This window comes from Devosia sp., assembly GCF_028290625.1.
GTDB lineage: Bacteria > Pseudomonadota > Alphaproteobacteria > Rhizobiales > Devosiaceae > Devosia.
Genome location: NZ_JAQGJM010000044.1, coordinates 1 through 21,756, shown reverse-complemented (window position 1 = coordinate 21,756; position 21,756 = coordinate 1). Strand labels below are relative to the sequence as shown.

Sequence of the window (21,756 nt, the reverse complement as noted above, 5' to 3'; positions counted from 1 at the left end):
AGGTGCTTCCGCACCGGATGGCACCGTGGCCCAGAATATCTATGACGATCAGGCATTTTTCGAGGGTTACAGCCAGTTTCCGCGTTCGCGCATGGGACTGGCTGGCGCCCCCGAATGGCCGTCGCTCGGGGATATGCTGCCGGGGCTGAACGGTGCGCGGGTGCTCGACTTGGGCTGCGGGTTCGGGGCGTTCTGCCGCTGGGCGGTGGAGCAGGGCGCGGCCGAAGTCGTTGGCGTGGATCTGTCGAGCAAGATGCTGGCGAGTGCGCAGGAGCGTGGGCCGGGATTGCCAATTGTCTATGAGCAGGCGGATCTCGAGACTTACCAGCCGCAGGGCAAGTTCGAGCTGATCTATTCGTCGCTGGCGGTGCATTATCTGGCCGATTTCGATGCGTTGTGCGCTCGGATCAAGGCGGCTCTGGTGCCGGGCGGCTCGTTCGTGTTTTCCACCGAGCATCCGATTTTCGCTGCGCGCGGCAATCCCGAATGGCTCAGCGATGGCGAAGGCTATCGGGTGTTTGCGCTGAGCGACTATGCGCGCGAGGGCGAGCGGGTGACCGATTGGGTGGTCGACGGCATCGTCAAATATCACCGCAAGATCTCCACAATGGTGAATGCTCTGGTGCGGGCTGGCTTTGTTGTCGATGCCATGGACGAATGGAGCCCAACCGCTGCCGACCTTGAGGCCAATCCTGGCCTCGCCGACGAAATCGTGCGTCCCATGCTGCTGCTGATGGCAGCACATGTGCCGCAGACCAACCTCTAGCCGGACGTTTTTTCATGGCACAGCCACCGCGCAACAAAGCCAATAAGCCAGACCAGACCCAGGCGTTCAAATCCGCCATGGGGGCGACCGTGCGCGCCATTGGCGGCAAGCCGGACCTGGAAGTGACCTTCACCGCCGACCGGCCGCTATTGACCAGCGACAAGGCGCGGCTGGCGAACCTGCCGCGGCTGCCGACCAAGCGCGACATTGCTGTCGCACGCGGGCAGGGCGACGCTATGGCGATGCGGCTGGCCAGCCACGATCCCGATACGCACCGCAAGCGCTCGCCGATCGATCCGATGGCGCGAGCGGCGTTCGACGCGCTGGAGCAGGCGCGGGTCGAGGCCCTGGGCTGTGTGCGCATGCCCGGAATGGTTGGCAATATCGGGGAAATGCTGGAAGACCGCCTGTTCCGCGCCAATTTTGCCGAAGTGAACGATCGCGGCGATGCGCCGATCGCCGAGGCGCTGGGCCTGTTGCTGCGGGAGAAGCTGGCGGGCGTGCCGGTGCCGCCATCGGGGCACAAGCTGGTCGATCTGTGGCGGGCCGAAATCGAAGAAAAGGGCGGCGAGTCGCTCGATAAGTTGATGACCCGGTTCGAGGATCAGGACGACTTCTCGCGCGTCGCGAAGGCGCTGCTGCGCGACCTGAACCTGATGCCCGAAAGCGAAATGGAAGACCCTGACGCCTCGGACGAGGAAAACGGGGACGACCAGGAGCCGGACCAGGCCGAGGGTTCAGACCAGTCGCCGGAGCAGGGCGAAGGCGAGAACGAGCAGTCGGATTCTGAACAGGACGAGAGCGCCGGCGACACCGAGGAAACCGGTGACGTCGACGGCATCGACAGCGACATGGCCGACACCGACGAGGACGCAGCGTCCGAAGCGGGCGAGGACGCGCCGATGCCGCCGCCGGCCAAGGACGGCGGCACGCAGCTCAGCAATCAGTTCAACTACAAGATCTTCACGCAGAAGTTCGACGAGATCGTCAAGGCGAGCGAACTGTGCCCGCCCGAGGAACTCGACCAGTTGCGGGCGCTGCTGGACAAGCAGTTGGAGAACCTGGCGGGCGCGGTCGCGCGGCTGGCCAACAAGCTGCAGCGGCGGCTGATGGCGAAACAAAACCGTTCGTGGCAGTTCGACCTGGAAGAGGGCCTGCTGGACACGGCGCGGCTGACCCGCGTGGTCACCGATCCGATGCAGGCTTTGTCGTTCAAGGTGGAGAACGACACCGATTTCCGCGATACCATCGTGACGCTGCTGATCGACAATTCGGGCTCGATGCGCGGGCGGCCGATCACCATTGCGGCGATCTGCGGTGATATTTTGGCGCGCACGCTGGAGCGGTGCGGGGTCAAGGTGGAAATCCTCGGCTTCACCACGCGCGCGTGGAAGGGCGGCAAGAGCCGCGAGGCGTGGCTGGAGGCCAATCGGCCGGCCAATCCGGGGCGCGTCAACGACGTGCGTCACATCATCTACAAGGCGGCCGACGAGCCGTGGCGGCATGCGCGGCGCAATCTGGGCCTGATGATGCGCGAGGGGCTGCTCAAGGAAAATATCGACGGCGAAGCGCTGGAATGGGCGCGCAAGCGGCTGATGGCGCGCCCGGAAAGCCGGCGGATCCTGATGGTGATTTCCGATGGTGCGCCGGTAGATGACAGCACCCAATCGGTGAACGCTGGCAATTACCTCGAAGCCCATTTGCGGCAGGTGATCGAGGATATCGAGACGCGCTCGCCGATCCAGTTGGTGGCGGTGGGCATCGGGCACGACGTGACGCGGTATTATCGCCGCGCGGTGACGCTGCTGGACGCTGAGGAATTGGGCGGGGCGCTGACCGACGAATTGGCCTCGCTGTTCGATGAGGAACCGCCGGCCCAGATGCGACGGGGACGGCGCGGATGATCCGCGGCGCTGTCGCGCTGGCGCTTGTCGGCCTGGCGATTTGCCGGGCCGATGCGGCGGAGCTGACAGTCGGGGCGGTGCAGATCACCGATTTTCGCGGCGTGGCGCTGGACGGGCAGGTCGACAAGTTGATCTGGCGCGGCGGTATCGCCATGGTGAGCCAGGACGATACGTTTGGCGGGCTGTCGGGGCTGGCCGTTACGGGCACCGATCAGAAGGTGGCCATGGTGTCGGACCGGGGCAATTTCGTGTCCGGGCAATTGGCGTATGACGAGGCCGGACGGCTGTTCGGCTTTATCGGCGTACGCATCGAGCCGATCCAGAATTCCAAGGGCGCGCCGCTGCCGCGGCAGTATAGCCGCGATGCCGAGGCGATTGCCGCGGTGGTTCGCGATGGCGTGCCGGTGGCAGTGCGGGTCGGGTTCGAGCATCTGACGCGGGTGGCGGAATTTGCGTTGACGGATGGCGTGCCGGGCGGGGCGGCCAAGGAAATCGAAATCCCCAAATGGCTGACCGATACGCGCACCAACGAATCGCTGGAAGCGGTGTGTATCGCGCCGGATGGCTCCCCGATTGCCGGCTCGACGCTGCTGCTGACCGAGGGCGTGATCGACGATGACGGCCAGCACGTAGCGTGGCTCCTGGGGCAGAACGACAAGGGGCCGCTGAGCTATCAATCGAGCCCGGATGTGAACCCGACCGATTGTGCGTTTTTGCCGAATGGGGATTTGCTGGTGCTGGAGCGGGGGGTGTCGTTTCTCGCTTTCACCATGACGCTGCGGCTGGTGCCGGCAGCTGACGTGCGGCCGGGGAACCTGATGAAGGGTGAGGTGCTGCTGCAGGCGAGTGGCGGGGCGATCGATAATATGGAGCAGGTGGCGGTGCACACTGCGCCGGATGGGGAGACGCGGATCGTGATTGGGTCGGACAACAATTTCAATGATTGGGAGCGGAATTTGCTCCTCGAGTTTGCTCTAGCAGATTGAGCGAATAGCTAAACAAACACCGCACTGTCCCCGGACTTGATCCGGGGACCACTTGCCGCTTGTGCCGCGTTGAGAGTGGCCCGCGGATCAAGTCCGCGGGAAGGACGGTGGGTGGGGTGAGTGCAGGGCCACTCCAAGCGCCGCCTCTGTCGGCTTACGCCCGCGCCGTCGTCGCCGGTCGAGGCATGAGCTTACCCATTAGCGCGCGATAGGGCGCCAGCAGCAGTACAGCCGCGAGGAACTTGACGAGGAAGTCGCCGGTGGCGAGCGAAGTCCAGAGGGGGACTTCGGGGCCGATGCCGAGCCAGGGGGCGGGGAAGCCCAAGGAGCCATCAGCCAGGCCGAAGAGTGCGTCAACGCCGGCTAGGGTGGGGGCGAAGGCGATGGTGAAGAAGATCGTCGTATCGATCACCGATCCGAACAGCGAGCCGGCCAGAGGCGGCAGGAACCAGGCGCGGCTGGCGCGCAGGCGCGAGAACACCGCGATGTCGAGCAATTGGCCGGTGACGAAGGCGGCGGCCGACGCGAGCGCGATGCGCTGGGTGGTGGCTGGCGTGCCCTCGGGGTTCCAGGGCAGTGGGTGATAGCTGAGGTAGAAGGACAGGCCGAGGCCGACGAGAAAGCCCACCAAGACCACGAGGCGGGCACTACGGGCTCCGTCGAAGCGGTTGGTCAGGTCGGTGACGAGGAAGGCAAAGGGGAAGGTGAAGGCGCCCCAGGTCAACAGATCGGCCAGGTTGACCGGGCCAAGCTGCACCTGCAGCGGGAACAGCACGAGCACGTTGGACGCGGCAACGACCACGACCATGGCGGCAATAGCCGCCAGGAGGCGAGTGAACATCAGAATGTACCTCAGTTATCCGCTGTCCAGCAAAAGACCGGGGCGGGAAGCGTTCATTAACAGGCGCAAGGGTTTTGCACCAGAGTGGGAAGTCGTCCCCTCGCCCCTTCGGGAGAGGGTTAGGGTGAGGGGCTTCACTAGATGCAGTGCAGAAGGAAGGCCCCTCACCCGGCGCTGCGCGCCGACCTCTCCCCGAAGGGGCGAGGTGAGGCAAAAGAAAAACCGCGCGGCACCGGGGGGCGCCGCGCGGTCAAAACTGAAAGTGAAAGAATTAAGCGGCGGCCAGGGCGGCGCGCAGTTCCTTCTTGAGGCCCTGAGCCAGCGGGCTCATATCGGCATCGTCCTGCTTGAGCAGGAAGGCATCGAGGCCACCGCGGTGCTCGACGGTGCGCAGCGCCGCAGCGCAGATGCGCAGCTTGACGGGGCGGCCGAGCGTCTCGGACAGCAGGGTGACATTCAAAAGGTTGGGCAGAAAGCGACGACGGGTACGGTTGAGCGCATGGCTCACGTTGTTACCGGTCATCACGCCTTTGCCAGTCAGTTCGCAGCGACGTGCCATTGGAAGATATCCTATTTGTGTAAAGGTCCTGCGTGGCGGACAAGTCCGCGACGGGCCTCGATTGTTGTGAAATCTGGGGCGTCTTTAGAGAAAACGGGCGCCGCCGTCAAGGCGAAGCGGGCTCAAACGGGCGCGATCGGCTTGCAAGGGGGGATAAGCGCAGGCACCTTTCCCTCTTGGCTGATTCGCGCCGCCTTCCCCGCGTGCTGAGAGACGATCCATCTTGACCTTGTCCCGCTTTGCCTGCGTCCTCGGATTCACTGCCCTCGCGCTGCCGGCGCTGGGTGCGGAGGTCAATGCCACGGCCAGCTATGTGGTGACGGTCGGCGGCATCAACGTCGCCAATGTCAATGTCGACCTGAGCGATGACGGCTCGCGCTATGCGCTGGACCTCAAGGCCAATGTGGCGGGGCTGGGATCGCTGGTGGCGAGTGGGACCGCGAGCGTCACCGCCAGTGGGTCATCCGGCGGCTCGCAGCTGACCAGCCAGGAATTCGACCTGCAGACCAAGGTGAAGGGCGATACCTTCACGGTCGACGTGAGTTATGCGGGTCACAACGTGACGGCATTCCGGGTCGATCCGCCGCTGATCGACAATTACAATCGCGTGCCGATCGAGCGCAGCCACCTGACCAATGTGGGCGATGTGCTATCGAGCTTCGTGATCAAGGGCGGCACACTGGACAAGAGCCTGTGCCGTCGCAATCTCAAGATTTTCACCGGCGTCGAGCGCTTCAATATCGTCATGGCCTTTGCCGCCGAGGACGAGGCCACGTCTGCGCGCACCGGCTATCAGGGCCCGGTGATCCTGTGCAACATGGATTACCAGCCCGTATCGGGGCATTTCACCACTTCGGAAATGACCAATTATCTGGCCGACAGTGATCGCATCCTGATCTGGTATGCGCCGCTGGGCGAGACGGGATATTTCATCCCCTACCGCGTGCTGCTCAATACCAGCGTGGGGGATCTCTCCATGGTCCTAACCTCGATGAAACCGTAGACGCATCGATATTTGCACTGGGGCGGCCTGCAAATGGCAGGTTTGTCCGCTTCCGGTGCTCACGTGCACGCTCCGCTCCGGTTCTCCAAACCCACCATTTTCGTCTCTCCCAGCGCAAATCTCGACGCGTCTACTGCGCGTGATCGCCTCGGTGACGTAGCGCTCCTGCCCCAGTTGCGTAGCGTTCCTCATGGTCGATTTGGCGATCAGCCTCGGCCCGCGGCTCAGCGGGCTGTATTTCCATGACTTGAGCAATCAGGCGCGAGCCGTCTCGGCTTGGGACGGTCAAAGGGTTTATTGTCAATTTTGTAATTTAAGGCGCCCGGAAGGCCTGGGGACAAAGATGATGGGCGGCCGTGGAAACGGGAATGGGACTTTAAGGGGGCGTTAGGAAGGGCGTTGGGAGCGCGAAATTCACTGTTTGATCAGGAAGATGAACGGGTTTTGGAGGGATTCCGAACGGAATTTCGTGGACGGTGAGTGGTTAGTGGGTGGCGGCACCAGGGACCACTAGGGGGAGGGGTGAACGAAGGGGCATTGGGGTGGTTCGCCCGATTCGGTCCGTGTTCGTTCCGGGTTTGGTGCGGGGGTTAACGAGGCGACGGGTTGAAGGTGGGGAGTGTGCCGGAATGGGAGGTTGGGGCTAAACGGCCACCCCCTCCCAGCCTCTCCCATCATGGGGGAGGTGTCTGCCGGAGGTAGTGCAGGATCGAGTTCCAAGAGTGGAGAGAAACCTCCCCCATGATGGGGGAGGTAGGAGGGGGGGACCTGCGGTGGGCACAATGGCGGCGTCCCGTCTTGGGACGGTCAAGCGCGGACTTCCTCAATTTGTGGTTTTGAGAGCGGCGCGCTGCCTTGGAACTGCATCTAAATGCACAAGAAAAATAGAGGCTTAGCCTGTTTACGATCTCTTTATGTTCGGGCCGTGCGAGGCCGATTCGAGGCTTTGTTAAGGGCTTGGTAACGATGTTGAACGGGTTTTGATGGTTTCGCCGCGCGGCGGGGGAAGCATCAGGGACGCTAGTGGGTATGTTTGGATTAGACCCACCACAGCTAGCCCAGAACAAAGCCAGACTCAGCGAGTCACGCCGATTCGGTTTCGGTTTGTTCTTGTCTCGTTCTGTCATTAAACAGACACGGATTTCGGTCGCATGTTACGTCCCGTTGTGGGACGTGTGTCTCCACCACTTCTATCCGGCGCTCCCACGCCCTACATTGGCGACGATGACTTTTGCACCGCACCATTCGCTCAAGGCGATTCTCGGCCCCACCAATACCGGCAAGACCTATTTTGCCATCGAGCGCATGCTGGCTCATCCCACGGGGATGATTGGGCTGCCGCTGCGCCTGCTGGCGCGCGAGGTCTATCAGCGCGTGATGGAACGCGTCGGCGTACAGGCGGTGGCGCTGGTGACCGGGGAGGAGCGCATCGTGCCGGCGCGGCCGCGCTATTGGGTGTGTACGGTCGAGGCGATGCCAACCGATATCAAGGTCGATTGCGTGGCGATCGACGAAATCCAGACGGCGATCGATTTCGACCGTGGGCATGTGTTCACCGATCGCATCCTGCATGCGCGGGGGATGAACGAAACGCTGCTGCTGGGCGCGGCGACGATGGCGCCGGTGATCAAGAAACTGTTGCCGCATGTCGAGATCATCGACCGGCCGCGGTTTTCGCAATTGACCTATGCGGGCTCGAAAAAAATTTCGCGGCAGCCGGAGCGTTCGGCCATCGTGGCGTTCTCGGCGCGGCAGGTTTACGCGATTGCCGAATTGATCCGGCGCGAGCGCGGTGGGGCGGCGGTGGTGATGGGCGCGCTGAGCCCGCGCACGCGCAATGCGCAGGTCGAGCTTTACCAGAATGGCGACGTGGATTTCCTGGTGGCGACCGATGCCATTGGCATGGGGCTGAACCTCGATATCCATCACGTGGCCTTTGCGGACGACACCAAATTCGACGGTCACCAAAGCCGGCCCTTGACGCCAGCGGAGCTGGGGCAGATCGCCGGGCGAGCCGGGCGGCATGCGCGCAATGGCACCTTCGGGGTGACGGCGGGGACCGAGGGGTTCGAGGAAGAAATGATCGTGGCGTTGGAAACGCACGATTTCGATCCAATCAAAGTGCTGCAATGGCGCAACAATGAGCTGGATTTTTCGTCTATCCCCGCTTTGCTCAATTCCCTGGAGCGGTCCCCCGACCAGCGCAGCCTGACACGGGTGCCCATAGCGACCGATCAGCGGGCGCTGGAGTTCGTTTCGCGCAATGAGGCGGGGGCACTAGCGCGAGGCATGACGGGTGCAAAGCTGCTGTGGGAAGTGTGCCAGACCCCGGATTACCTGGGGATTTCACCGGCGGCGCACGGCGAAATCATCACGCGAATTTATTCTGATTTGATGCGAAAGCAGGCGGTTAGCCCCGACTGGATGGCCGAGCAAATCCGGTTTTGTGACAATTCGAGCGGCGATATCGACACGTTGAGCAACCGGATCAAGCAGATCCGGACATGGACGTTTGTGGCGAACCGTAAAAACTGGCTTGCGGACCCGCTGCATTGGCGCGAAAAGACCCGGGATATCGAAGATCGGCTGAGCGATGCTCTTCATGAGCGGTTGACCCAGCGCTTCGTCGACCGCCGCACCAGCGTGCTGCTCCGACACCTGAAAGACAAACGCATGGCATCTCCCGAGATCAATGAACGTGGCGAAGTGCGGCTGGAAGGCCATCTCATCGGCACGCTCGAAGGCTTCCGCTTTACCCTGGCGCGCAATGACGGCGACGTCGACGTCAAGGGCATAAGGACGGCAGCGGACCACGTCGTGGCCCCCGAAATCCACCACCGGGCCGACCGGCTGGCGGGGGCGCCGAACGAGGAATTCGTTCTGGCGACCGATGGGCGCATGCGCTGGAAGGGCGATATCGTCGCCGAGCTGGTCGAGGGCGATGCGCTGTTGCGGCCGCGCTTGTTGATCCTGGCGGACGAGTCGCTGACGGGGCCGGACTTGATCGCGGTGCAGGACCGCCTCAATCTGTGGCTGCGCCATCATATCAATACGGTGCTGGAACAGGTGATGAGCCTGGAGGCTCCCGCCGATATCGAAGGGCCGGCGCGCGGCATCGCGTTCCAGCTGTTCGAGAACCTGGGGCTAATTCCCCGCGGGCAAGTGGGCGACGAGGTCAAGAACCTCGACCAGGACGTGCGCGGCAAGATGCGCAAGCTGGGCATCAAGTTCGGCGCCTATCACATCTACCTGCCGCTGAGCCTGAAGCCGGCGCCGCGAGAGCTGGCGCTGATTCTGTTCGCGCTGAAAAATGGCGGCATCCGCCAGCCGGGCGTGACCGACCTGCCGCATATCGTTTTGAGCGGACGGACGTCGTTCCTGATCGATCCGGAAGTCGACCAGCGCCTCTATGAGGTTGCGGGCTTCAAGGTGGCCGGTAAGCGAGCGGTGCGCGTCGACATTTTGGAGCGGCTGGCCGATATCATCCGGCCGCTGATCGCGGTCGATCCGAGCCGGTTCCAGGGCGAGCCGCCAGCCGGCGCCGCGGAGGGCAATGGGTTCCGGGTGACGGTCGAGATGACCTCGCTGCTGGGCTGCTCGGGCGAAGACTTTGCGTCCATTTTGACGTCGCTGGGCTATCGCCTGCGCAAGACGCCCAAGGTTGCAAAGCCCGTCGAGGCTGTGGCGGCTCCGGCTGAGGCCAGCGCGGAAGCGCCGGCGCTGGAAGAAACGCTGGTCGACAATCCGAGCGAAGTCGAGCCATCGGGCGCGGCCGAAGTCGAGGCGGTTCCGGCTGATGTGGTTGTGGTCGAGGCCGATATTCCGGCAACGACGATTATCGAGGCGGCGCCTGTTGAAGCCGTTGTGGCAGAGCCGGCGCCTGTGGATACCAAGCCGGCCGAGCCGGAATTCGACGAAGTATGGTTCCCGGGCGGCAAGCGCACGCAGGACAATGCCAAGCGTCATGGTGGCCCCCGTCGTGGCCCGACGCGGCCAGAAGGCGAAGTGCAGGTTGTGCGGCCGCAACGTCCGCGTCCCGACCGGACCCGCCCGGCTGATGCCCCGCCGCAGCGGGTGGTCAATCGGCGGCCCGAGGGCGAAGTGCAGGATCTTTCCAAGGCCCAGCATCTCAACGGCAAGGCGCGGTTCGAGAATCGCGCTAAGGCCGAGGCACGGCCGAAGTTCGACAAGCCGCGGGGCGATGCGCCAAAGCAGGACAATAACCGGCCCGTGCGCGACGAGCGCAAGGTGGTCTACGATCCCGACAGCCCGTTCGCGGCGCTGGCGGCCCTGCGCAACAAGAAGCCCGAGTAGCGATTGGCAGGGACAGGAACCACACCGCCTATCCGCAAGGAGCGGCTGGACAGGTTCCTGTTCTTTTCGCGCGCCATCAAATCGCGCACGCTAGCGCAAAAGATCATCGAAACCGGGGCGATTCGGGTCAACTCCGAAAAGACCGTCGATAGCGACCATAAGGTGGGCGCCGGCGACGTGCTGACCATGGCGATCCATAACCGCATCGTGGTGTGGAAGATTCTGGACGCCGGCATGCGGCGGGGCCCAGCGAGCGAAGCGCAGGGATTGTACGAGGACCTGTCGCCGCCGGTGCTGCCCAAGGCCGAGCGGTCGCCGTACGGGGCGGCGATTGCCCAGCGCGATGATGGGGCGGGACGACCCACGAAGAAAGAGCGTCGAGAGACGGATCGATTGAAGGACGATGAATAATGAATAGGGGCGGTTGACTGGCCATGAGGCTTGTCGGGGGCGCGGGCGTGAGCCTGATGGCGTCAAACAAAGCCGGCTTGAAACACTGTTGCGCCGGCGGCCCGAACCGCGACAAAAGCGACCCGGTCTGAGCCTTGCAGCAGAGGCCAAAAGGGTTTAGCAACCGGACCAGCAAGCCCCAGTCCTCATGTTCCGCTCGGGAACCGCCCGCCAGATGACCTATATCGTCACCGACAATTGCATTAAGTGCAAATATACCGACTGCGTCGAAGTGTGCCCGGTCGACTGCTTTTACGAAGGCGAGAACATGCTCGTCATCCATCCGGACGAGTGTATCGATTGCGGCGTCTGCGAGCCCGAGTGCCCGGCCGAGGCGATCAAGCCCGACACCGAGAGCGGGCTGGATAAATGGCTCGAGATCAACACGAAGTTTGCCTCGGTCTGGCCCAACCTGAGTGAACGCCGCGATCCCCCGGCCGACGCCAAGGCGTTTGACGGCGAAGACGGCAAGTTCGAAAAGTATTTCTCGGAAACCCCCGGCGAAGGCGATTAGGGCTCGATTTTCGGGTGATGCCGGCCTGCGAATGGCGCTCCGGTCCGCTTCCGGTGCTCACGTACAGAACGTACGCTCCGCTCCGGTTCTCCCGAAGCACCATTCTCGGCTCGGCCTGACCCGAAACTCTTCGCCCTAATGCCGACTGTGGGATCGGTCCGAGCAAGGACGCGATTGTTCAGGAACGGGACACACTAGGTGTTGATTCGTTCCTTTTGATTCTGCTGAAATTTTGTGCTATGGTCTGTCTACATGCAGCCAAGCCCGTCACCAGAGTGCCATCAGGCACATTTTTTTTGACAAACATCACCAGATGCTGAGCGCGCCGGAAAGCGGACCGGGGCGGCCAGAGTGCTTGACTGCGTCCAGTGCCCCGGAAACGGGGATTGAACAGTACGGAGTGGACGGTCCTTCCCGCCAGGAACTGTCCATCGGGGCGTCAACAAGGAGTTATCTCATGGTAGCCAAGAAGACCACGCAGCGTCTTGGGTTCAAGACCGGCGAATTCGTCGTGTATCCCGCCCATGGTGTCGGGATGATCGTCGCGATCGAAGAGCAGGAAGTTGCGGGCCTGACGCTTGAGCTGTTCGTCATCAGCTTCGAGCAGGACAAGCTGACCCTGCGCGTTCCTGTCGCCAAGATCAAGTCCGTCGGCATGCGTCATCTCGCCGAAGAAGACATGGTTACCCAGGCGCTGACCACCGTCACCGGCCGCGCGCGCGTCAAGCGCACCATGTGGAGCCGTCGTGCCCAGGAATATGAAGCCAAGATCAACTCCGGCGACCTGATCGCCATTTCCGAAGTCGTGCGCGATCTCTATCGCTCCGAAGAGCAGCCCGAGCAGTCCTATTCGGAACGCCAGCTGTTCGAGCAGGCGATGGACCGCATGAGCCGCGAAATCAGCGCCGTCAACAAGCTGACGCTGACCGAGGCGATTCAGCTGATCCAGCGGAACCTGGCCAAGTCGCCCAAGCGCACCAAGGCCGATGCCGTGGAAGCCGATACGGCCACGGACGAAGAAGCCGCGGCGTAAATTTCGCCAGAATTTGGAATTGAAAAGGCCGGCGGAAACGCCGGCCTTTTTGTTTGTATCTGTGAGCCATTCGCTAGCAATGCATCGTGACCCGTACGTCCTCGAAGCTGCCCGCGGCAATGGCGGTGCAGAACTCAGACCATTCGCAGCCCGCACACGCTTGCCGAATGGCGCCGGTGGCAAAGCCTTGCCGCATCTGCACAATCGCATCCTCATCCAGCACAAGCCTGGTTCCTGCGGCGATTGGCTCCTCACGCCGCAGCAGTTCGCCGACATCGCGCGCGGCCAGCCGGTCCCGCTCGGTGACGCTGTCGTTCCAGCAGTGCTGTTCCGGCTCACACAATAAGGGAGCGCAGACGTCGTCAGGCCCCGCAACGATTTCAATTGCCTCCCCGGCGGAGAGGCGCTTGGCGATGCGGTCGTAATTGACGACGAATGCGGGCGTATAGCCTTTCCCCACATAGGTCAGCAGGCACAGCAGGTGATGCGGCCGCAGACGAACGGTCATCAGGCCGAGCGGGACGCGCTGCGATCGAGCGCCATCAGCGCGGCCGCACCGAGCACCGACTTCAACACGGCGCCGACGAGGAACGGCGTAACGCCGAAGGTCAAGGCCTGCTCAGCGCCGATCATGACGGCGAGCCAGGTCCCGCCAAGAGCAAGGCAGGTTGCGTTGGACGCTAGCATGCCGACAAAGGCCAGAACTGGCCGTTTGCCGTTCCAGCCGCGCTCGGCCAGGCAACCGGCCACGGCACCGGCAATCGGGAAGGCAAACAGATAGCCGCCGGTCGCGCCCAGGAAATGTTGAAAGCCTGCAGCGCCGCCCGCCAGGACCGGCAAGCCAAGCGCACCTTCGAGTAGCCAGGCGATGATGGTGATTGCGCCAAGACGCCAGCCGTAGAGCGCGCCCACGAGGGCGACGGCGAATGTCTGCATGGTCATCGGCACCGGGATCATCGGCACTTCGACATAGGAGGACGCCGCGAGGAACACCGTGCCGGCGACGACCGCCCCGAGCTGCCAGGCAAGCGAGCGGCTGTGGATATTTAGGGGACTGAAGGCTGGCGTGTAGTTTGGAGCGGCAGGCTGATGGCTCATGACGTATCCTGATAAAATTATAGATAATTTGTCGGTTCTATCGCTAAATGGATTTCACATTTGAGCCGGCTTGGCAACTGCGCTGCCTAAAAGGCGCGGCGTGGTGCGGTGGCAGGCCGGGAAACAGCGGTATTTCCGCCCTTCTGCCCGGTCCATTGGACGTGACGGCCCAACACCGCCGCCGCCAGGTCGAGCTGTCCGGATCGGAGGGCGTCGAGAATTGCGCGATGATCCCGATCCGTTGGGGTCTCCCACTCGGCGCGCCATCCCGAGAAGAGGAACCGCGCGCTTGCGGTGTGCAGGTCATCGATGGATCCGAGCAGGCGGGGCATGGCGCACGGCGTCAGGATTATACGGTGGAAAGCGCGATTGGCTGCCTCCCAGGCCTGCGCGTCGGCTGCCTTGTCGCCCGCCTTGATGGCGTCCTCGGCAGTGTCGAGAATGGCCCTCGTCAGGTGGGGCGCGGCCTGACGTAGCGCCAACACTTCAAGGGCGGCGCGCATCTCGGCGACCTCCTTGACCTCATCGAGACTGAAACCGGCGACCCTGGCGCCCCGTCGCGGCTCGCTGACGACCAGCCCTTGTGCTTCGAGGCGGCGAAATGCTTCGCGGACCGGCACATGGCTGGTCCCAAACTCTTCGGCAATATGATCCTGGCGAAGACGGGACCCTGCGGCGATGGTCCCCGCCACAATGCGGTCGGCCAGAGCCTTGCTGATGCGAGCGGAGATGGTTTCGTCTTTTGCAGTGGTCATATTTTATAGATAATTCAGCAAGTCCATGCCGTCGAGGTTCGAATGGCGTTTCACCCAGCCGATTCGAAGGCGATCAGGATTTGGCCTTGTTGCCCAGAACTTTGGTCATGCTCACAGTGGCGCTGCCGGGCTTGAGGGGTTGCTGCTGGCTTTCGTGGGGGAGCCAGCCGGACAGCCAGATGAGTTCGAGCGTGGCGCGGACGCGGCCATCGGGATCGGCGTCTTTTCGGGCATAGGCCTCGGCGGCGGCGCTCAGCAGGGCGCGGGTGGCGGCGCAGCGAGAGCGGTCGACCAGGGGATTGGCGGCGCCGAGGGATTTGAGCTCGGCCATCAGGGCGAAGGGGCTGGAATAGCGCACGATGTGGGTTTCGACATCGGCGACCGGCAGGGCCAGACCCGCGCGTTGCAGCAGGGCGCCGGCGTCGCGGACCTGGATGAAGGGGGCGACGCGGGCGCTGGCGCCGCCGGAGATTTCGGCATCGGCGGAGAGGAAAGCCTCGCGTAGTTCGGTCAGCGTATTGCCACCCAGGGCGGCGGCCATCAGCAGGCCATCGGGGGCAAGGCGGGCACGGAGCTGGGCCAGATAGCCGGGCACGTCGTTGACGGCCTGCAGGTGCAGCAGCGAGACGATCAGATCGAATTCGCCCTTGGGGAGGGGCGGTAGGTCGCTATCGGGGGTGAAAGCCGCGAGGCGAGTGAAAGGGAACTCTGCCTTGGCGGTGCGGCCGCTGGCGGGGAGGCGCGACACGTCGGGGCCGATGATGAGGGCGCGGGGAAAATCGCGGATCAGGGCGAGCAGGCGCTCCTCGAGATCGCTCAGCACCAAGTCCATGACGAAGTCGTCGCCGCTGCGGCGCGCCAGGTGGCGGGCGATCAGCGCGGGATCGAAGATTTTCGGTGGCAGGGCCATGGGCGGGGGCGACAGCGTTGGGTTGCGGTGGCAGTATGGCAGCTTATGGAGAGAGCGGACGAGGTTGTCAAAACCGAGGCGCTGCACCGCCGCGTGATCGGTGGGATGCGGCTGGTGGGCGGCTTTGTGCTCGATCAGCTCTATCCGCCGGTATGCCTGAGTTGCGAGGCGCCGATTGCTGCCAGCGACGGGCTGTGCGGGGCGTGTTTTGCCAAATTGCGGCCGATCACCGCGCCGCTATGCCGCGTTCTCGGGCTGCCCTTCGAGGTGTCGCTCGGCCCGGATGCCTTGTCGGCGGAGGCGATTGCGGAGCCGCCGCCGTTCGGGCGGGCGCGGGCGGCGGTGATCTATAATGAGGTGGCGCGGACGATCGTCTCGCGACTGAAATATGGGGACCGGCCGGAGCTGGCGCGGTTTTGTGCGCGGCTGATGGTGGGGGCGGGGCATGAATTGTGGGGCGATGATGCCCTGCTGGTGCCGGTGCCGCTGCATCCGAGCCGGCAGCGCGAGCGGCGCTATAATCAATCGGGAGAACTGGCGGCCGCCATCGGCAAATTGACGGGGGTAGCGGTGGACCTGCACCTGATGCGGCGGGTGAAGCGGACGCGGCAGCAGGTGGGGTTGAGCAGCGATGGGCGGGCGCGGAATGTCGCCGGGGCATTTGCCGTGCATCCGGACCTGCTGGCGCGGCTGCGTGGCCGGCGGGTGGTGCTGGTGGACGATGTCTATACGACGGGCTCGACCGTCAAGGCGGTGACGCGGACGTTGCTCAAGGGCGGGGCCAGTGAAGTTGACGTCATCTCTTTTGCCCGCGTTGTCATTGGCGCAGAAATGCCCATATAGATGGATCAACAAGGCTTACTTTCGGAGAGTAACATGGCCAAGATCGAGATCTATACCACCCCGACCTGTCCCTATTGCCACGCGGCCAAGTCGCTGTTGACGGACAAGGGCGCCGACTATACCGAAATTACCGTTCTGGACCCCGATCTGCGCGCCGCGATGACCGAGCGCGCGCATGGACGGCGGACCGTGCCCCAGATTTTCATCGGCGAGACCCATGTGGGTGGGTATGACGATATGGCGGCGTTGGACCGAGCTGGCGGGCTGGATGAACTCTTGCAGGCATAACGTATATACAGGGTCATTCCCGCGAAGGCGGGAACCCCTGTTTGGTGAGTGTGGCTCGGAAACGGAGGTCCCCGCCTTCGCGGGGATGACCCGGTGAGGGTGGGGCGTCCAGCGTCAGATGAGAAGCATCCGTTTATGAAAATCGCTGCCATTCAGATGCGGTCGGGGCCGGAGCCGGAGGCCAATCTTGCGGCTTTGCGGCCGATGGTGGCGGAGGCAGCAAAAGCGGGCGCGCGGTATGTGCTAACGCCGGAAGTCACCATGGCCTTTGCGGAAAACCGCGAGGGGCTGGCGCGGGTAGCGGGGCCGTTCGAGAATAATCCGTACTTGGCGCAGCTTTCATCGCTGGCGCGGGAGCACCAGATTTTCCTGCATATCGGGTCGTTGGCGGTGGCGCTGGAGGATGGGCGGTTTGCCAATCGCAGCGTGCTGTTCGGGCCGGATGGCGCGGTGGTCAGCACCTATGACAAGATCCATCTATTCGACGCGACCATAGCGGGGCTCAATGCCTACAAGGAAAGCGCGACCTATCGGGGCGGCGAGGCGGCGGTGACGGCGCAGGTCGACGAGATCACCCTAGGGCTGGCGATCTGCTACGACATGCGGTTTCCAGCTTTGTTCAATGCACTGGCCAATGCCGGGGCGCAGGTGCTGGCGGTGCCGGCGGCGTTCACCGTGCCGACAGGGCAGGCGCATTGGCATGTGCTGTTGCGGGCGCGGGCGATCGAGACCGGCAGCTATGTGATCGCGGCAGCGCAGGGCGGGCAGCATATTAATGGCCGCGCGACCTATGGGCATTCGCTGGTGATCGACCCGTGGGGGCTGGTGATTGCCGAGCTGGATCATGACGAGCCGGGCGTGTTGCTGGCGGAGATTGATCTGGCGGCGGTGGAGGAGGCGCGGGGCCGGATTCCGGCGCTGGCCAATGCGCGGGCTTTTAGCGTGGCGCCGGTCTTGCCGGTATGATGGGCGAGGCCTATCTATGGGGTGGGGCCCTCGTGGCCCGCAAGGGCCTGGTTTCGTGATTCAATATTCGCTCCACTGCGCCAATGCGCATGATTTTGACGCCTGGTTCAAGAACGCTGCGGCGTTCGATGAGCAGCAGGCGCGCGGCATTGTTCAGTGCCCGGTTTGTGCCTCCAACGCGGTGAACAAGGCGCTGATGGCGCCTGCGGTGGCCCGCTCGGGGTCCGAAAAGATGTCGCTGAGTTCAGGGCATCCCGATGTGGCCAAATTCCGCGAATTGCTGCGCGCCTATCGCCAGAAGGTCACCAGCGAAGCTGACTATGTCGGCGACAAGTTCGCCGAAGAGGCGCGGAAAATCCATTTCGAGGAAGTCGAAGCGCGAGGCATCTATGGCGAGGCAACGCGGGACGAAGTCATTGCGCTAGCCGAAGAGGGCATCGAATTCGCGCCTCTTCCGGACCTGCCTGAAGAAAGCAATTAAGCCGCGCCAGTTCGGCGCGAAAATCCCGGAGATCATCATGACAAATCTCGACGCGTCCCGTTCGGGGACTTTTTCCATTGGCGGGGACCTTAAGGTCAATCGGCTGGGCTTTGGCGCCATGCGCATTACGGGCAAGGGCATTTGGGGCCCGCCGGCCGACGTTGAGGAGGCCAAGCGTACGCTGGCGCGGCTGCCGGAGCTCAATGTCGATTTCGTCGATACGGCGGAAAGCTATGGGCCCTATATCAGCGAAGAGCTGATCGGGGAGGTGTTGGCGCCCTATTCGAAGGGCACGATCATCGCCACAAAGAGCGGGCTGACACGCACCGGGCCGGACCAGTGGCACCAGTTGGCGCGGCCGGAATTCTTGCGCCAGGCGGTGACGCAGAGCTTGCGTCGGCTGAAGCTGGACGTGCTCGACCTGTGGCAGTTGCACCGGATCGAGAGCGTGACGCCGCGGGCCGACCAGTTCGGCGCGATTGCCGATATGCAGGCCAATGGCCTGATCCGTCATGTGGGGCTGAGCGAAGTCAGCGTCGAGGACATCAAGGAAGCGCAAAAGTACTTCAAGGTGACCACGGTTCAGAACATGTACAACCTGGTCAGCCGCAAGGCCGAGGATGTGCTGGATTATTGCGAGGCCAATGGTATCGGCTTCATTCCGTGGCGGCCGATCGATGGGGGCAACCTTGAGGCCACTAGCGTCGAATTCAAGACCATCATGGAAAAGCACAATGCATCGGCCAGCCAGATCGCGCTGGCCTGGATGCTGAAGCGTTCGCCGGTGATGTTGCCGATCCCGGGCACGGGGAGCGTGAAGCACCTGGAAGAGAATGTGGCCGCCGCAAGCATTGTGTTGACGGACGCGGAGTTCAGGACGCTGGATGCGGTGGGGCGCAAGGGCTAAAATCGCCTGACCTCATTCCTGAACGGAGGTGAAGGGGCGCCTTGCCTCGCTTTTCAGGCCGTGCAAGCCTCTCTCGATCATCGAGGGAGGCTTTTTTGCGGGCGATCATAGGCATTGCAGCAGTCATGATGGCCGGCGTGGCCCCGGCCATGGCGGGCGTGGTTTCCGACAGCTTCGAGAACGGAGGTGGCTGCTATGTGCGGAAATATGACGCCGCCCACATGCGGGCGCATCCGGATCAGGTGGTGAGTCAGATCAATCTGGAATTGTCGCCAGACCAGGTCGAGCGCAAGCGGACGGTGCTGGCCTTCGAATTCACCCTGCGGCAGGGATCGCGCTATAGCGCCGATGCCTATTGCACGGCCAATGACCGCTGCTCGCTCGAAGCAGATGGCGGTGAGTTCACCTTGCGGGCCGAGGGAAAGGCCATAAGGCTGACGGTCGGAGATTTCCTGGCGCTGGAAGGCGACGAGGATTTTTCGCCCAATCTCGCCGACAGCGACGACCGGGTGTTCCTGCTCAATCCGTGCTGATTTTTGGATTTTAGGTCGGTTCGATGGGGAGGGTGGAATCCCCGCCATCGAACCTAACCAGCGGGTAATCTTGGCAGACCACCTTCGGCTGAGGGGCGTTTAGCATGGGATGGTCGGGGTGGCGAGAGGGATTGTCACGAAAGTGTCGTGAGGTTGCCTCCGCATTCTCCGCGACTTCCCGCCGACTTGATCCGCGGGGCGCTATCAGCATGGCGTGAGTGGGGAGAGGCCCCCGGATCAAGTCCGGGGGAAGGGCTGTGGTTGTGGAGTCAGTTGTGTCCGACTGACTGTTCGGTTGCGGTATCGCTCGGTCGCTAGAACTGCCGGCGCCTAGAACAAGTCCTCGAACTCGCCCAGATCGCGCACCGCGCCGCGGGCCGCTGATGTCGCAAAAGCGGCGTAGGCCTTGAGCGCCTGCGTGACGTTGCGCTTGCGGGGATGGGCAGGTTTCCAGCCGAGGCGGTCCTGGTCGTGGCGGCGCTGCACGAGTTCGTCATCGCTGACCAAGAGCGTGATGGTGCGGTTGGGGATATCGATCTCGATGGTGTCGTTTTCGCGCACGAGGCCGATAGTGCCGCCTTCGGCAGCTTCCGGAGAAACGTGGCCGATGGAGAGGCCCGAAGTGCCGCCGGAGAAGCGGCCGTCGGTGATCAGGGCGCAGGCTTTGCCCAGGCCCTTGGATTTGAGATAGCTCGTCGGATAGAGCATCTCCTGCATGCCGGGGCCGCCGCGCGGGCCTTCGTAGCGGATGACAATGACGTCGCCGGCCTTGATCTCGTTGGAGAGCAGTGCCTTGACGATGGCGTCCTGGCTTTCGAACACACGGGCCGGGCCGGTGAACTTGAGGATCGAGTCATCGACACCAGCGGTTTTCACGATGCAGCCGTCGATGGCGATATTGCCGGACAGCACCGCGAGGCCGCCATCCTTGGAGAAGGCGTATTCGGCAGAGCGGATTGCGCCGTCCTTGCGATCGAGGTCGAGTTCGGCCCAGCGATTGGATTGCGAAAAGGCCTCGGTGGTGCGCACGCCGCCGGGGGCGGCCATGAAGAAATTGCGCACGCTGTCGGAATTGGTGCGGGAGATGTCCCACTTGTCGAGCGCGTCGCCCATGGTGGCCGAGTGGATGGTGGGCTCGCTGCGGTTGATCAGGTTGGCGCGGTCGAGCTGGCCCAGGATCGACATGATGCCGCCGGCGCGATGCACGTCTTCCATGTGCACGTCGTTCTTGGCGGGCGCGACCTTGCACAGGACCGGCACCTTGCGGCTGAGCTTGTCGATATCTTCCATGGTGAAATCGACCTTGCCCTCATGGGCGGCGGCCAGGATGTGCAGCACGGTGTTGGTCGAGCCGCCCATGGCGATATCGAGCGCCATGGCGTTTTCGAAGGCGGCCTTGGTGGCGATGGTGCGGGGCAGGGCGGTGGCGTCGTCCTGCTCGTACCAGCGCTTGGCCAAGTCGACGATCAGGTGGCCGGCTTCCTGGAACAGGCGCTTGCGATCCGAATGGGTAGCCAGGGTCGAGCCGTTGCCGGGCAGGCTAAGGCCGAGCGCTTCGGTGAGGCAGTTCATCGAATTGGCGGTGAACATGCCCGAGCAGGAGCCGCAAGTGGGGCAGGCGGCTTCCTCGACGGTGGCGATTTCGGCATCGGAATATTTCTCGTCGGCGGCCATCACCATGGCGTCGACGAGATCGAGTGCCTGCAGCTTGCCCTTGAGCATGGCCTTGCCGGCTTCCATCGGGCCGCCGGAGACGAAGACCACCGGGATATTCAGCCGCATGGCGGCCATCAGCATGCCGGGGGTGATCTTGTCGCAATTGGAGATGCAGACCATGGCATCGGCGCAATGGGCATTGACCATGTATTCGACGCTGTCGGCGATCAGTTCGCGCGACGGCAGCGAGTAGAGCATGCCGTCATGGCCCATGGCGATGCCGTCGTCGACGGCAATCGTGTTGAATTCCTTGGCGACGCCGCCGGCCGCTTCGATTTCACGCGCCACCAGCTGGCCGAGGTCCTTGAGGTGGACGTGGCCGGGCACGAACTGCGTGAACGAATTGACGACGGCAATGATCGGCTTGCCGAAATCCGAATCCTTCATGCCTGTCGCGCGCCAAAGGCCGCGGGCGCCGGCCATGTTGCGGCCGTGGGTGGTGGTTCTCGAACGGTAGGCTGGCATGGTGTTATCCTCGACGTCCTGCAGTTTGCGGCAATGTCTGCGGCGGACCCATTCCGCCAGACGGACGGGCAATGCCCTGCTTTTTGGAATGGTCCTAAATCAAACGCTGCGGACTGTCACTATCAGGTAAGCCGAATCCGGTACGCTGCAAGGGGTTTGCGGCGGTTCATGCGTTAAGGTGGCGCGGGATTCCAATCAACAAAAGGCAAGAGAGAACAGCAGGATTGCCCAAGGCATCTGCCTTCGCCGTTTATTCCATCTCCCCAAACACAAAAAATTGCCTTCTTGCCGAGGAAAGTCGCGATGTATGTGTAACTAAACATCATATTGCTGCGTAATGCTTTCAAAGCACCAAATCGCATGAGGAACAGCCATGGCCGTCTACCACCCGCCGAAGATTGCGCCTTCCGAAATCACGTCGAAG

At 63.0% G+C, this 21,756-nt stretch carries 21 protein-coding genes; 14 read left to right on the top strand and 7 right to left on the bottom strand.

From position 1 onward, the window contains the following. The first annotated feature begins 25 nt into the window (after positions 1-25). The 3 genes from JWR51_RS22890 to JWR51_RS22880 are packed head-to-tail and all read left to right on the top strand — an operon-like array spanning position 26 to position 3,656. Positions 26-766 (top strand): class I SAM-dependent methyltransferase, encoded by a 741-nt coding sequence (locus tag JWR51_RS22890; RefSeq protein ID WP_299753261.1) that lies wholly within the window; start codon positions 26-28, stop codon positions 764-766. A gap of 14 nt (positions 767-780) precedes the next feature. Further along, complete coding sequence (gene cobT, locus JWR51_RS22885; RefSeq protein WP_299753259.1) at positions 781-2,670, top strand: cobaltochelatase subunit CobT; 1,890 nt, start codon at positions 781-783, stop codon at positions 2,668-2,670. Next, entirely contained in the window at positions 2,667-3,656 is a 990-nt protein-coding gene (locus tag JWR51_RS22880; protein WP_299753257.1) for an esterase-like activity of phytase family protein, read from the top strand. Before cobT ends, JWR51_RS22880 begins: the two co-directional genes overlap by 4 nt. Before the next feature lie 154 nt (positions 3,657-3,810). Here JWR51_RS22880 and JWR51_RS22875 read toward each other — a convergent pair whose 3' ends face one another. Continuing rightward, positions 3,811-4,497, bottom strand: a complete 687-nt coding sequence (locus JWR51_RS22875; RefSeq protein WP_299753255.1) for a queuosine precursor transporter — start codon at positions 4,495-4,497, stop codon at positions 3,811-3,813. 271 nt (positions 4,498-4,768) lie between these two features. Continuing rightward, the gene (gene rpmB, locus JWR51_RS22870) at positions 4,769-5,056 is read right to left on the bottom strand and encodes a 50S ribosomal protein L28 (RefSeq protein ID WP_299753253.1); all 288 of its coding nucleotides are present in this window, start codon (positions 5,054-5,056) and stop codon (positions 4,769-4,771) included. Positions 5,057-5,279: 223 nt separating this feature from the next. Here rpmB and JWR51_RS22865 point away from each other — a divergent pair, with 223 nt between their 5' ends. The 5 genes from JWR51_RS22865 to JWR51_RS22845 all read left to right on the top strand — a co-directional run bounded on the left by JWR51_RS22865 (position 5,280) and on the right by JWR51_RS22845 (position 12,370). After that, a complete protein-coding gene (locus JWR51_RS22865) occupies positions 5,280-6,059 on the top strand; it encodes a DUF3108 domain-containing protein (protein WP_299753251.1) in 780 nt (259 codons plus the stop codon). Positions 6,060-7,283: 1,224 nt separating this feature from the next. Next, positions 7,284-10,373: a helicase-related protein gene (locus JWR51_RS22860; protein ID WP_299753249.1), complete on the top strand. Its 3,090-nt coding sequence runs from the start codon at positions 7,284-7,286 to the stop codon at positions 10,371-10,373. 3 nt (positions 10,374-10,376) lie between these two features. Then, a complete protein-coding gene (locus tag JWR51_RS22855) occupies positions 10,377-10,784 on the top strand; it encodes an RNA-binding S4 domain-containing protein (protein ID WP_299753247.1) in 408 nt (135 codons plus the stop codon). A 214-nt stretch (positions 10,785-10,998) separates the two neighbouring features. Beyond that, positions 10,999-11,337 (top strand): ferredoxin FdxA, encoded by a 339-nt coding sequence (gene fdxA, locus JWR51_RS22850; RefSeq protein WP_299753245.1) that lies wholly within the window; start codon positions 10,999-11,001, stop codon positions 11,335-11,337. A 457-nt stretch (positions 11,338-11,794) separates the two neighbouring features. Then, positions 11,795-12,370: a CarD family transcriptional regulator gene (locus JWR51_RS22845; protein WP_299753243.1), complete on the top strand. Its 576-nt coding sequence runs from the start codon at positions 11,795-11,797 to the stop codon at positions 12,368-12,370. A 73-nt stretch (positions 12,371-12,443) separates the two neighbouring features. Here JWR51_RS22845 and JWR51_RS22840 read toward each other — a convergent pair whose 3' ends face one another. The 4 genes from JWR51_RS22840 to JWR51_RS22825 all read right to left on the bottom strand — a co-directional run bounded on the left by JWR51_RS22840 (position 12,444) and on the right by JWR51_RS22825 (position 15,133). Further along, on the bottom strand, positions 12,444-12,878 hold the full coding sequence (locus tag JWR51_RS22840; RefSeq protein WP_299753241.1) for a DUF1284 domain-containing protein: 435 nt from the start codon (positions 12,876-12,878) through the stop codon (positions 12,444-12,446). After that, positions 12,878-13,468, bottom strand: coding sequence for a biotin transporter BioY (locus tag JWR51_RS22835; protein ID WP_299753239.1), 591 nt, complete (start codon positions 13,466-13,468; stop codon positions 12,878-12,880). Before JWR51_RS22835 ends, JWR51_RS22840 begins: the two co-directional genes overlap by 1 nt. Before the next feature lie 86 nt (positions 13,469-13,554). Further along, positions 13,555-14,223 carry a GntR family transcriptional regulator gene (locus JWR51_RS22830; RefSeq protein ID WP_299753237.1) on the bottom strand — a complete coding sequence of 223 codons (669 nt, stop codon included), beginning with the start codon at positions 14,221-14,223 and terminating at the stop codon, positions 13,555-13,557. A 73-nt stretch (positions 14,224-14,296) separates the two neighbouring features. Next, positions 14,297-15,133: a methyltransferase domain-containing protein gene (locus JWR51_RS22825; protein ID WP_299753235.1), complete on the bottom strand. Its 837-nt coding sequence runs from the start codon at positions 15,131-15,133 to the stop codon at positions 14,297-14,299. A 45-nt stretch (positions 15,134-15,178) separates the two neighbouring features. On the opposite strand from JWR51_RS22825, the gene JWR51_RS22820 reads away from it, so the two are divergent. The 6 genes from JWR51_RS22820 to JWR51_RS22795 all read left to right on the top strand — a co-directional run bounded on the left by JWR51_RS22820 (position 15,179) and on the right by JWR51_RS22795 (position 19,151). Continuing rightward, on the top strand, positions 15,179-15,976 hold the full coding sequence (locus tag JWR51_RS22820; protein ID WP_299753233.1) for a ComF family protein: 798 nt from the start codon (positions 15,179-15,181) through the stop codon (positions 15,974-15,976). Between the two features lie 33 nt (positions 15,977-16,009). Further along, complete coding sequence (gene grxC / locus JWR51_RS22815) at positions 16,010-16,264, top strand: glutaredoxin 3 (RefSeq protein WP_299753231.1); 255 nt, start codon at positions 16,010-16,012, stop codon at positions 16,262-16,264. Positions 16,265-16,399: 135 nt separating this feature from the next. Then, positions 16,400-17,230: a carbon-nitrogen hydrolase family protein gene (locus JWR51_RS22810; protein ID WP_299753229.1), complete on the top strand. Its 831-nt coding sequence runs from the start codon at positions 16,400-16,402 to the stop codon at positions 17,228-17,230. A 55-nt stretch (positions 17,231-17,285) separates the two neighbouring features. Then, positions 17,286-17,711, top strand: coding sequence for a DUF1178 family protein (locus JWR51_RS22805; protein ID WP_299753227.1), 426 nt, complete (start codon positions 17,286-17,288; stop codon positions 17,709-17,711). 37 nt (positions 17,712-17,748) lie between these two features. Further along, positions 17,749-18,618 (top strand): aldo/keto reductase, encoded by an 870-nt coding sequence (locus JWR51_RS22800; protein ID WP_299753225.1) that lies wholly within the window; start codon positions 17,749-17,751, stop codon positions 18,616-18,618. Positions 18,619-18,713: 95 nt separating this feature from the next. Continuing rightward, complete coding sequence (locus tag JWR51_RS22795) at positions 18,714-19,151, top strand: hypothetical protein (protein ID WP_299753223.1); 438 nt, start codon at positions 18,714-18,716, stop codon at positions 19,149-19,151. Positions 19,152-19,481: 330 nt separating this feature from the next. Here JWR51_RS22795 and ilvD read toward each other — a convergent pair whose 3' ends face one another. Continuing rightward, positions 19,482-21,332: a dihydroxy-acid dehydratase gene (gene ilvD / locus JWR51_RS22790; RefSeq protein ID WP_299753221.1), complete on the bottom strand. Its 1,851-nt coding sequence runs from the start codon at positions 21,330-21,332 to the stop codon at positions 19,482-19,484. Between the last annotated feature and the right edge of the window lie 424 nt (positions 21,333-21,756).